This window comes from Bradyrhizobium sp. HKCCYLS1011 (assembly GCF_051167795.1).
In the GTDB taxonomy this organism is placed as follows: Bacteria; Pseudomonadota; Alphaproteobacteria; order Rhizobiales; family Xanthobacteraceae; genus Bradyrhizobium.
On record NZ_JBNPTT010000001.1, the window covers coordinates 145,777 to 157,990 of the forward strand.

At 64.5% G+C, this 12,214-nt stretch carries 11 protein-coding genes; all 11 read left to right on the forward strand.

Annotated features, from left to right (window positions below; translation table 11 throughout):
• Positions 1–9 precede the first annotated feature (9 nt).
• Complete coding sequence (locus ACQR1W_RS00675; protein WP_434849030.1) at positions 10–1,152, forward strand: zinc-binding dehydrogenase; 1,143 nt, start codon at positions 10–12, stop codon at positions 1,150–1,152.
• Positions 1,153–1,290: 138 nt separating this feature from the next.
• Positions 1,291–2,289, forward strand: coding sequence for an MBL fold metallo-hydrolase (locus tag ACQR1W_RS00680; protein ID WP_434849031.1), 999 nt, complete (start codon positions 1,291–1,293; stop codon positions 2,287–2,289).
• 133 nt (positions 2,290–2,422) lie between these two features.
• Positions 2,423–3,598 carry a serine hydrolase domain-containing protein gene (locus ACQR1W_RS00685; RefSeq protein WP_434849032.1) on the forward strand — a complete coding sequence of 392 codons (1,176 nt, stop codon included), beginning with the start codon at positions 2,423–2,425 and terminating at the stop codon, positions 3,596–3,598.
• A gap of 153 nt (positions 3,599–3,751) precedes the next feature.
• Positions 3,752–4,309: an NADPH-dependent FMN reductase gene (locus ACQR1W_RS00690; protein WP_434849033.1), complete on the forward strand. Its 558-nt coding sequence runs from the start codon at positions 3,752–3,754 to the stop codon at positions 4,307–4,309.
• Positions 4,310–4,507: 198 nt separating this feature from the next.
• Complete coding sequence (locus tag ACQR1W_RS00695) at positions 4,508–4,825, forward strand: FtsB family cell division protein (RefSeq protein ID WP_008968867.1); 318 nt, start codon at positions 4,508–4,510, stop codon at positions 4,823–4,825.
• A 135-nt stretch (positions 4,826–4,960) separates the two neighbouring features.
• Positions 4,961–5,926: a GAF domain-containing protein gene (locus ACQR1W_RS00700; protein ID WP_434849034.1), complete on the forward strand. Its 966-nt coding sequence runs from the start codon at positions 4,961–4,963 to the stop codon at positions 5,924–5,926.
• Positions 5,927–6,216: 290 nt separating this feature from the next.
• The gene (gene adh / locus ACQR1W_RS00705) at positions 6,217–7,734 is read left to right on the forward strand and encodes an aldehyde dehydrogenase (protein ID WP_434849035.1); all 1,518 of its coding nucleotides are present in this window, start codon (positions 6,217–6,219) and stop codon (positions 7,732–7,734) included.
• A 283-nt stretch (positions 7,735–8,017) separates the two neighbouring features.
• Complete coding sequence (gene pdhA, locus ACQR1W_RS00710; protein ID WP_434849036.1) at positions 8,018–9,049, forward strand: pyruvate dehydrogenase (acetyl-transferring) E1 component subunit alpha; 1,032 nt, start codon at positions 8,018–8,020, stop codon at positions 9,047–9,049.
• 34 nt (positions 9,050–9,083) lie between these two features.
• The gene (locus ACQR1W_RS00715; protein ID WP_035981369.1) at positions 9,084–10,472 is read left to right on the forward strand and encodes a pyruvate dehydrogenase complex E1 component subunit beta; all 1,389 of its coding nucleotides are present in this window, start codon (positions 9,084–9,086) and stop codon (positions 10,470–10,472) included.
• Between the two features lie 16 nt (positions 10,473–10,488).
• Positions 10,489–10,794: a DUF5076 domain-containing protein gene (locus tag ACQR1W_RS00720; protein WP_008968862.1), complete on the forward strand. Its 306-nt coding sequence runs from the start codon at positions 10,489–10,491 to the stop codon at positions 10,792–10,794.
• A 2-nt stretch (positions 10,795–10,796) separates the two neighbouring features.
• Complete coding sequence (locus ACQR1W_RS00725; protein ID WP_434849037.1) at positions 10,797–12,149, forward strand: pyruvate dehydrogenase complex dihydrolipoamide acetyltransferase; 1,353 nt, start codon at positions 10,797–10,799, stop codon at positions 12,147–12,149.
• Positions 12,150–12,214: the final 65 nt, after the last annotated feature.

Sequence of the window (12,214 nt, forward strand, 5' to 3'; positions counted from 1 at the left end):
GAGGACGGCATGAGTGACGTGAGCCATGGTCTGCAGCTGCGCTCGCTGATCAAGTCGAGCGGCGAACTCGAGATCTCGCTCGTCGATGTGCCGACTCCCGAGCCCGGTCCCGACGAGGTCGTGGTCCGGGTCGAGGCGACGCCGGTCAACCCGTCAGACCTCGGCCTTCTGACCGGGGCTGCTGATCTGTCGACCATGCAGGCCTCCGGAGCCAAGGATCATCCGGTGATCACGGCCAAGGTGCCGGACGCCGGCATGCGGGCGATGGCCGGCCGGCTCGATCAATCCATGCCGGTCGGCAATGAGGGCGCCGGCGTTGTTATCAGGACCGGTTTGTCGGATGCCGCCAAGGCGCTGATGGGCAAGACGGTCGCCATGATCGGCGGCGCGATGTATGCGCAATATCGCTGCCTGAAGGTCGCGGAATGCTTACCCCTACCAGCAGGCGCGACGGCCGCGGAAGGAGCATCCTGCTTCGTCAATCCACTGACGGCGCTCGGCATGACCGAGACCATGAAGCGGGAAGGGCACAGCGCGCTGGTGCATACGGCAGCCGCCTCCAATCTCGGTCAGATGCTGAACAAGATCTGCATCAAGGACGGCATTCCGCTGGTCAACATCGTGCGCAGCGCGGAGCAGGCGGAGATCCTGCGCAAGATCGGCGCCAAATACATCGTCGATTCCACGGCGCTTGATTTCATGGACACGCTGACCAACGCGCTGGTCGACACTGGCGCCACGATTGCCTTTGATGCGATCGGCGGCGGCAAGCTCGCTGGACAGATCCTTGCCTGCATGGAAGCCGCGGTCAACAAGTCCGGCAAGCAGCCCTACAGCCGCTACGGCTCGAGCGTGCACAAGCAGGTCTATATCTACGGCGCGCTCGATACGCGCCCGACGGAGATCACGCGCTCGTTCGGCATGGCCTGGGGCGTCGGCGGCTGGCTGCTGTTTCCGTTCCTGATGAAGATCGGACAGGCTGACATCCAGCGGCTGCGCCAGCGGGTGGTCGACGAGTTGAAGACGACCTTCGCCAGCCACTACACCAAGGTGGTGTCGCTCGCCGAGGCGCTCGACCCCGCGAACATCGCGACCTACGCCAAACGGGCAACTGGCGAAAAATTCCTCATCAACCCAAACAAAGATAAGTGACGTAACCTCCCCTCGGCAGGCTTCGCCGGACTTGCGTTCCTGCGTCGACCGGAGACAATCCGCGGCGCAAATGGAGGCAACGTGCCCGCGCCAAGGATGCGCGTGCGCCGCAAAAAAGCGCTGAGGGGAGAATTCGCCATGACTGATCTCAATCGTCGTCAAGTTCTGACTGCTGCTGCACTTGCAGGAGCCGCGGGCGCGTTGTCGCCGCTCGCGCCGAGGGCTGCGCGTGGCGCGGTGTCGGCCGCAGGCACGCAGGCGCCGGGCTTCTACCGCTACAAGGTTGGAGACTACGAGTGCACGTCGATCAATGACGGCGCGCGCACATTCCCGATGCCCGACAAGTTCGTCACCAATCTTTCGAAGGACGAGGCGCTCGCGGCGGCCGATGCGGCCTACATGCCGAAAGGCATGGTGACGGTGCCGTTCAATCCGCAGCTGATCAACACCGGCTCGAAGCTGGTCCTGATCGACACCGGCAACGGGGTCGCCAATCTCGAGGCCAGCAAGGGCGCGGTCGGCCGCACGCTGCAAAACCTCACCGCCGCCGGCGTCGATCCCAAGAGCATCGATATCGTCGTGCTGTCGCACCTGCATCCCGACCACACCAACGGCATCAAGCTTGGCGACGGCTCGCTGGCCTTCCCGAATGCCGAGATCATGGTGCCGGCCAAGGACTGGGAATTCTGGGCCAGCGACGAGAACGCCGCCAGGGCGCAGTCCGACATGACGAAGAACTACTTCGCCAATGTGAAGAAGACCTTCTCCGGCCTTGAATCGAAGGTGACCAAATTCGATTGGGACAAGGAGGTCGCGCCCGGCATTACCGCGATCGCAACACCGGGCCATACGCCGGGTCACACCTCCTTTGCCGTGGCTTCCGGCAATGCGCGCGTCCTGATCCAGTCCGACGTCACCAACATTCCGGAATTCTTCCTGCGCAACCCGGACTGGCATGTCGCATTCGACAACGATCCTGACATGGCACAGGCGACGCGGCACAAATTCTACGACATGGCTGTCGCCGAGAAGGCCACCGTGATCGGATTCCATTTCCAATTCCCCTCGATCGGCCATGTCGAGAAGGACGGCAACAGCTACCGCCTGATTCCCGCGCCGTGGAATCCGGTGATCTGAAACCGACGAACAGTTGCTGACGCGAGGCCGTCCCGATAGGGGCGGCCTCATTGCTTTTAAGCGGCAATCGCATCTTTTTTCCGGGCGTGCCGAGGTCTATCTAACGCCGATCGGAAATTGACCGGACCTTTGCATGTCGCCTGATCCTTCGCCCGCCAGCGCCAACCTGTCCAACTGGCGCACGGCGCCCTATAGCCGCCGGGCATTCCACAACATCCGCGCGATCCTTCCCGTGGCCGACATCGAAAGCGCGCCCGGCAGCGCGTGGCCGCTGCCCGCGCGGCCAATCGGCTTCGACGATTTTGCCCTGAAACTGCCGAACGGATCGAAGCTGGATCTGCAGGGCTTCCTCAAGGCCACCGCCACGGACGGGCTGATCGTCCTGCATGACGGCCGGATCGCCTTCGAGTTCTACGATGGCGGGCTCGATCGCGAGACGCCGCACATCCTGATGTCCGCGACCAAGTCGATCACCGGCCTGATGGTAGGCATTCTGGCGGGGCGGGGCGAGCTTGATCTCGACGCTGAGGTAACGACCTACGTGCCTGAAATCGCCGCGACCGCCTATCGCGGCGCGACGATCCGGCAGCTCCTGGACATGCGCACCGGCGTCGTGCTCGACGCCGTGGGCTTGCAGGCCTATGCCGATGCGAGCGGCTGGGAGCCGCTCGCTCCGGGCATATTGGCCGATCTGCACAGCTTCTATGAGACGATGCGGGCGCAGGCGAAACCGCATGGCGGACCGTTCGCGTACGTGTCGGCCAACACCGACCTGCTCGGCTGGGTGATCGAGCGCGCCACGGGGCGCAGCTTCGCCAGCCTGGTCGGCACGCTGTTATGGAAGCCGATGGGCGCGAGCGGGGAGACCTACATCACCGTTGACGCCAAGGGCGCCCCACGCTGCACCGGCGGCTTCTGCGCGACCTTGCGCGACTTTGCCCGTCTTGGTCAGCTCGTGCTGTCGAACGGCCGGCGCGACTCCAACCAGATCATCCCGGAAGGCTGGATCGCCGACATCGGGCACAATGGCGATGCCGAGGCCTGGCGCGAAGGCCAATGGCGCGACAGCTTCGCCGCGATCAGCAAGAACATGCATTATCGGAGCGGCTGGTACGTCATCAATGATGCGCCGCAGTTGCTGTTCGCGATGGGCATTCACGGCCAGAACCTGTTCGTCGACGCGGTCAACAGACTGGTGATCGCGAAGGTGTCCTCATGGGCGCAGCCCGTCGAGCCGCAGTCGATCTGGCTGACTCACAAGGCGGTGGCCGAAATTGCCCGCTGTATCGCCGAGACGGCGCCGGCTTAGGAACGCGGCCTGCAACGACCGCTTACCTCGGGAAGGCGCAACGGTTCGTTTCCGGAAACGCTGCGTTTCCGGGGCGGCATGTTCATGCACTTGCATCTTTCAACCGATGCCGATTAATTGCGGCCACCCCGCTTTGTTCAGAAGGACCCACTCATGGCCTCTCCGCATTCCATCGTCACGTTGGTCGGCAGCCTGCGCAAGGAAAGCTTCACGCTGAAGATCGCCAACGCCATGGCCAAGCTGGCGCCGGCGAGCCTCAGGCTCGACGTCACCACGCTGCACGGTCTGTCCTTCTTCAATCAGGATCTCGAGGCCAATCCGCCGGCGGACTGGTTGGCGCTGCGCGAGAAGCTGCAAAAATCGAGCGGCGTGCTCATCGTCACGCCCGAATACAACCGCTCGATCCCGGGCGTCCTGAAGAACGCGATCGACGTCGCCTCGCGGCCCTATGGCAAGAGCTCGTTCCTGGGCAAGCCGATCGGCATCGTCTCGAACTCGCCGGGACCGCTCGGCGGCGTGTCGGCCGCCAAGCATTTGCAGAACATCATGCCCGGCATCTCCGGTCCGATCATGGGCCAGCCGGAGATCTATCTGAACGGCGTCGGCGACGCCTTCGATGACAAGAGCGAACTGACCAAGGACTCGCTGAAGGCGGTGCTGCTGCAGTATCTGGATGCGTTTGCCGCCTTCGTGGAAAAGCAGAACAGGTAAGGCGCGTAGCCGTCATTCCGGGGCGATGCGAAGCATCGAGCTATGGTGCGCAATTGCGCACCTGAGAATCTCGAGATTCCGGGTCCGGTCCTTCGGACCGTCCCGGAATGACAGAGCAAGGCCGGGCGATGTCCCAGCCGCTCGCAACAGGTGCCATCCTTAAGTGCTCCTTAACCAAGCCGCCGCATCCTGCGGCCCATGGTCTCCCGCGCACGCCTCAAATCCTTCCTGACCGGGCTCGCCCTCTACACGATGGCGGCGGCCATCATCGGCTATTTCGGCATTAACGCCTATACCGGGCGCTATGGCCTGACCGCGCGCCAGGAACTCGACCAGGAGATCATCGCGCTGACCTCGGAGCTGGCGCGGCTGAAGCAGGAGCGCGCGGAGGGCGAGAAGCGGGTGGCGCTGCTGCGGTCCGACCGCGTCGATCCGGACATGCTCGATGAGCGGGCACGCTACCAGCTCGATTATGCCAATCCGCACGATCTGGTCCGGATGAACAATCCGAGGTAGTCTGCGCGTCCTGCCTGATGCCGCACCTCGATAGGGGCCGCGTTCGGCCGGCCTATCGTTTCCGAATTTGACGCAGATCAAGCGGAGCTGGACAGGGCTGCCATACCAATGGCTCTGGGAGGAGCGCCAAACGCGATGAATAAGCGTGAGCTCGTGCAGCACGCCGCGCAGGTCGAGGCCGCGATCGCGTCCGGTCACGCCGCGAAGTCAGCTGTGGTCGCGTCATGGTGCCGCTCGTCCCGATTCCATCAGCTCGATCCCGCCGGGAACCGACCGCCGCTCAGGCTGACGGATGCCGAACTTGCGCGGGCGCGTGAGGCGGCTGCGCCGCTGCTGCAGGCCGCCCGGCCTGTCATGGACCGGCTGTATCAGGCGGTGGGGGCAACGGGCTGTTGCGTCCTGCTGGCTGCGGAGCATGGCGTTCCGGTCGATCGCCGTGGCGCTGCAGCCGACGACGCCACCTTTGCATCCTGGGGCCTCTGGACCGGCGCGATCTGGAGCGAGGAATACGAAGGCACCAACGGCATCGGCACCTGCCTGGTCGAGAAGCGGCCGCTGACGATCGATCGCGACCAGCATTTCTTCACCCGCAACACGCTGCTGAGCTGCACGGCCTCGCCGATCTACGATCAGGATGCGAAGCTCGCCGGCGTGCTCGACATCTCCTCCTGCCGTGCCGACCGCACCGAAGGCTTCGCCGACCTGATCACGCTCGCCGTCAGCGAGGCGGCGCGCCGCATCGAGGCCGAGATGTTCAAGGCCGCTTTCTCGAAAGCGCGGATTGTCCTGGTCCCTGCGCCCGATGGCCAGGGCGGAGGGCTGCTTGCGGTCGATGCCGACGACCTCGTGATCGGCGCCACGCGCGCGGCGCGCGTGGCCTTGGGGCTTGCGTCCGATCGGGCCTTTCAGCCAATGCCGGCGGCCGATCTGCTGTGTGGGCCGGGCGCTGGGCTGGAGCAGCTCGGCGATGTCGAGCGCGGCGTGCTGCAGCGCGCTTTGCTGCGGGCGCAGGGCAATGTCTCGGCGGCCGCCAAGGCGCTCGGCGTCAGCCGCGCCACGCTCCACCGCAAGCTGAAGCGGTTCGGCCTCAACACGCACTGAACTGCGGCACATCTTTCGCGGTCCGTCGAGCGCAGCCGCGGGACGACTGGGATGTCGCCGGACCCGCGCACAACCGTCTCCTCATCGTTGAGCAAAGCAAAACTGTCGCAAATCTGAGACAGTTCCCGTCTGTCGGCCGCCGTGCCCGGGCTGACAGACGAGCCCTCCCGCGACATCGTTCGTCACGTCGTTAGCGACGCGAACAGCCCCTGCAATTCCTCATCGAAGACAGCTTTGCCGGGCCGCGCGCAGCAACGAACGATGCAACAAACAATGGGAGTAGACACGCCATGAACAAGCCGGAATTCCTGACTCCGACCACCGTGCCGTTTGCCGAACGCTATGACAATTTCATCGGCGGCAAATGGGTCGCGCCGCATTCGGGCAAATATTTCGACAACGTCTCGCCGGTGACCGGCCAGGTTGTCTGCAAGATCGCGCGCTCGGATGCCCATGACGTCGAAGCCGCGCTCGATGCGGCGCATGCCGCCAAGGATGCCTGGGGGCGTACCAGCGTGGTCGAGCGCGCCATCGTCCTCAACCGCATCGCCGATCGCATGGAGGCCAATCTCGAGCGTCTCGCGGTCGCCGAGACCTGGGATAACGGCAAGCCGATCCGTGAAACCCGTGCCGCCGACGTGCCGCTGGCGATCGATCACTTCCGCTACTTCGCAGGCGTCGTGCGCGGCCAGGAGGGGACGCTCGCCGAGATCGATCAGGACACCGTCGCCTATCACTTCCATGAACCCCTCGGCGTGGTCGGCCAGATCATTCCCTGGAATTTTCCGCTGCTGATGGCGTGCTGGAAGCTTGCGCCGGCGCTCGCCGCCGGCAACTGCGTGGTGCTCAAGCCGGCCGAGCAGACGCCGGCCTCGATCATGGTCTGGATCGACCTGATTGCCGATCTGCTGCCGCCCGGCGTCCTCAACATCGTCAACGGCTTTGGCCTGGAAGCCGGCAAGCCTTTGGCGTCGAGCCCGCGCATTGCCAAGATCGCCTTCACCGGCGAAACCACGACGGGCCGGCTGATCATGCAATATGCCAGCCAGAACCTCATTCCGGTGACGCTCGAGCTCGGCGGCAAGTCGCCCAACATCTTCTTCAAGGACGTTGCGGCCGAGGACGACGATTTCTTCGACAAGGCGATCGAAGGCTTCGTGATGTTCGCGCTCAACCAGGGCGAGGTCTGCACCTGTCCGAGCCGGGCGCTGGTGCACGAAGACATCTTCGACAGGTTCATGGAGCGTGCGCTGGGCCGCGTCGCCGCCATCAAACAGGATGATCCGCGCAATCCCGCGACCATGATCGGTGCGCAGGCCTCGAACGAGCAGCTCGAAAAGATCCTCTCTTATATCGACATCGGCAAACAGGAAGGGGCGAAGCTGCTCGCCGGCGGCAAGCGCGCGGAGCTCGGCGGCGATCTCTCAGGCGGCTTCTATGTCCAGCCCACCGTGTTCCAGGGCAACAACCGGATGCGCATCTTCCAGGAGGAGATCTTTGGGCCGGTGGTGTCGGTCACAACCTTCAAGACCGACGATGAGGCGCTGGCGATCGCCAACGACACCCTCTACGGCCTGGGTGCCGGCGTATGGAGCCGCGATGCCAATCGCTGCTACCGCTTCGGCCGGGCGATCCAGGCGGGCCGGGTCTGGACCAACTGCTATCACGCCTATCCGGCGCACGCGGCCTTCGGCGGCTACAAGCAGTCCGGCATCGGGCGCGAGACCCATAAGATGATGCTCGACCACTACCAGCAGACCAAGAACCTGCTGGTCAGCTACAGCCCGAAGAAGCTGGGCTTCTTCTAAAGGCGCGTTTTTCTCCCTGACTGGACCCGGCGGTATTGCGCGATGAGCGTGATACCGCCGCTTTTTTATTGGCGTTCGCCGCCGACAGCGGGACCGGCTGCGATCTGCCGCTATCTTGAGCAATTCAATATCGCTGGCGGCCAAGAGTCTTTTCAAAACTTTCTTCTGCGCTGCACTGCGGCATAGCAAAGTTTTTGCCGCGTAACGGCAATCCTTCCACCCCGGTTTGAGTTGGGATAGAGAGGGCCGGTTCACTCTTCCTCCCTTTGAAGCCGGAATCGCTATGGCCGCACCCGCCGCACCTAAGAAAAGCGCAGCAAAAGACGTCAACGCGGACAAGGGAAGCGGGCCCCCGCCGGAATTCACCAGAGAGCAGGAACTGACGGCGCTGCGGGACATGCTGCTGATCCGCCGCTTCGAGGAGAAGGCGGGCCAGCTCTACGGCATGGGCGCCATCGGCGGCTTCTGCCATCTCTATATCGGCCAGGAGGCGGTCGTCGTCGGCATGCAGATGGCGCTCAAGCAGGGCGACCAGGTCATCACCGGCTATCGCGATCATGGTCACATGCTGGCGACCGGCATGGACGCCAAGGGCGTCATGGCCGAGCTCACCGGACGCCGCGGCGGCTACTCCAAGGGCAAGGGCGGCTCGATGCACATGTTCAGCATCGAGAAGCAGTTCTATGGCGGCCATGGCATCGTCGGCGCACAGGTGTCGCTGGGCACCGGCCTCGCACTCGCCAATCGCTACCGCGGCAATGACTCGGTGGCCATCGCCTATTTCGGCGACGGTGCCGCCAACCAGGGCCAGGTCTATGAGAGCTTCAACATGGCCGAGCTCTGGAAACTGCCGGTGGTCTATGTGATCGAGAACAACCGCTATGCCATGGGCACCGCGGTGACCCGCGCATCGGCGCAGACCGACTTCTCCAAGCGCGGCATCTCCTTCAACATTCCCGGCGAGCAGGTCGACGGCATGGATGTCCGCGCGGTCAAGGCGGCCGGCGAAAAGGCGGTGGCCTGGTGTCGCGAGGGCAAGGGCCCGTACATTCTTGAAATGCAGACCTACCGCTATCGTGGTCACTCGATGTCGGATCCGGCCAAGTACCGCACCCGTGAGGAGGTCGAGAAGATCCGCACTGATCAGGATCCGATCGAGCAGGTGCGCAACCGCCTGCTCGCGGCCAAGGTCAGCGAGCAGGACCTGAAGGCGATCGATGCCGATGTGCGCAAGATCGTCAACGAGGCCGCCGATTTCGCGCAGGCCGATCCGGAGCCCGATGTCTCGGAGCTCTACACTGACGTCTATCGCTGAGCTTTAGCGCGCAAGCTGTTTTTCCGGAGCTGATATGCCAATCCAAGTTTTGATGCCCGCGCTTTCGCCGACGATGGAGAAGGGCAACCTCGCCAAATGGCTCAAGAAAGAGGGCGAGCCGATCAAGTCGGGTGACGTGATCGCCGAGATCGAGACCGACAAGGCCACCATGGAGGTCGAGGCGACCGACGAGGGCACGCTCGGCAAGATCCTGATCCCCGAAGGCACCGCCGATGTCGCGGTGAACACGCCGATTGCGACCATCCTCGCCGATGGCGAGAGCGCGGCCGATCTCGCCAAGGCACCGGCGCCTGAGATGAAGGCCGCGCAGTCGGCACCGCCGGCCGCGGCGGCTGCCATGCCCGCTTCACCGGCTCCGACCGGTGTCGCCGCTCCGCAGAGTGTCGCCGAGCCCGATCCTGAGGTGCCTCCCGGCACGGAGATGGTGACCATGACCATCCGCGAGGCGCTGCGCGACGCAATGGCTGAAGAGATGCGCCGCGACCCCGATGTCTTCATCATGGGTGAGGAGGTCGCAGAATATCAGGGCGCCTACAAGGTGACCCAGGGCCTGTTGCAGGAGTTCGGTGCGCGGCGCGTGATGGATACGCCGATCACGGAGCACGGCTTCGCCGGTGCCGGCGTCGGCGCGGCGATGGCGGGTCTGAAGCCGATCGTCGAGTTCATGACCTTCAACTTCGCCATGCAGGCGATGGACCAGGTCATCAACTCCGCCGCCAAGACGCTCTATATGTCCGGCGGTCAGATGGGCTGCTCGATCGTCTTCCGCGGCCCGAACGGCGCGGCTGCGCGCGTCGCCGCCCAGCACAGCCAGGACTATTCGTCCTGGTACTCGAACGTCCCGGGGCTGAAAGTGATCGCGCCGTTCTCGGCCGCCGACGCCAAAGGGCTCTTGAAGGCTGCGATCCGCGATCCCAATCCGGTGATCTTCCTCGAGAACGAGGTGCTCTACGGCCATTCCGGCGAGGTACCGAAGCTCGACGACTACGTGATCCCGATCGGCAAGGCGCGGATCGCGCGCTCGGGCAAGGACGTCACCATCATCTCCTGGTCGAACGGCATGACCTATGCGCTGAAGGCTGCCGACGAGCTCGCCAAGGAGGGCATCGAGGCCGAGGTGATCGATCTGCGCACTCTGCGTCCGATGGACACCGAGACCATCGTCGCGTCGGTGAAGAAGACCGGCCGCGCGGTGACGGTGGAGGAAGGCTGGCAGCAGAGCGGCGTCGGTGCCGAGATCGCGGCGCGCATCATGGAGCACGCCTTCGACTATCTCGATGCGCCGGTTGCGCGCGTGTCCGGCAAGGACGTGCCGATGCCTTATGCGGCCAATCTGGAGAAGCTCGCGCTGCCTTCGGCTGCCGAGGTCGTGCAGGCCGCAAAAGCCGTCTGCTACAGGTAGCAGCGAGGAAGCCAACATGGCCGGACCCAAGGAGCAGCCGTTGCCGCCCGACGTCATCGGCCGCGAGGACGCCACCGAAGTGTTGCGCGCCTTCGTGCTCGACGGCGGGCTTTCGATCGCGTTCCAGCGCGCGTTCGAGGAGCCTGACGTCTGGGGCCTTTTGCTGGTCGACGTGGCCCGCCACGCCGCGCGCGCCTATGCGCGCGAGACCGAGATGTCCGAAGACGAAGCGCTGTCGCGCATCGTCGAAATGTTCGAAGCCGAGCTGGCTCGGCCGACCGATATGGGCACCACCACCCCCAGGTCGAAACAAGGTCACTGATCATGCCGATCAATATTCTGATGCCCGCTTTGTCGCCGACGATGGAGAAGGGCAACCTCGCCAAATGGCTCAAGAAGGAAGGCGACAAGGTCAAGAGCGGCGACGTCATCGCCGAGATCGAGACCGACAAGGCCACCATGGAGGTCGAGGCGATCGACGAGGGTACGCTCGCCAAGATCCTGGTGCCGGAGGGAACGCAGGACGTCGCCGTCAATGACGTCATCGCAGTGCTTGCCGGTGATGGCGAGGACGTGAAGGCGGCGGGCAGCGCGGCGCCGACCAAGAGCGCGCCGCCGGCCGAGGCGCCCGCGCCGAAGCCCGCTGCCGCGGCGGCCCCAACCGCTTCTCCGGCGCCCGCCGCTGCATCGAAGCCGGCTGCAGCGCCTGCGCCGCAAGCCGCGGCACCCGCGCCGCAGATGAACGGTCACGACCGGGTGTTCTCTTCGCCGCTGGCGCGCCGTCTTGCCAAGGACGCCGGCATTGACCTCGCGCGCATCTCCGGCACCGGCCCGCATGGCCGCGTGATCGCGCGCGACGTCGAAGAGGCGAAGTCGGGCAAGGGCCTGAAGGCGCCGGCGGCGGCTCCCGCGGCGGGACCTGCGCTCGCGCCGTCGATGTCGGACAAGCAGATCCTGGCGCTGTTCGAGCCGGGTTCATATGACATCGTGCCCCATGACGGCATGCGCCGCACCATTGCGCAGCGGCTCACGGCCTCGGTGCAGAACGTTCCGCACTTCTATCTCACGATCGACTGCGACATCGGCAAGCTGCTCGCCGCGCGCGAGGAGATCAATGCGGCCGCACCGAAGGACAAGGAGAAGAAGCCGCTCTACAAGCTCTCGGTCAACGACTTCGTCATCAAGGCGATGGCGGTGGCGCTGCAGAAGATCCCGGACTGCAATGTCAGCTGGACCGAGGGCGGCATGGTCAAGCACAAGCATTCCGACGTCGGCGTCGCCGTGGCCATGCCGGGGGGCCTGATCACGCCGATCATCCGCAAGGCCGAGACCAAGACGCTGTCGGTGATCTCAGGCGAGATGAAGGATTTTGCCGCGCGTGCGCGCTCGCGCAAGCTGAAGCCGGAGGAATATCAGGGCGGCACCACCGCCGTCTCGAACCTCGGCATGTACGGCATCAATCACTTCACCGCCGTGATCAACCCGCCGCATGCGACGATCCTGGCCGTCGGCACCAGCGAGGAGCGGCCCGTGGTGCGCAACGGCAAGATCGAGATCGCCAGCATCATGAGCGTGACCCTGTCCTGCGATCACCGTGCGATCGACGGCGCGCTCGGCGCCGAGCTGATCGGTGCCTTCAAGCAGCTGATCGAAAACCCCGTGATGATGATGGTTTGAGCTGAGAACGCGAATGAGTAGGGTGGGCAAAGGCGCAAGGCGCCGTGCCCACCTTATTTTATAGT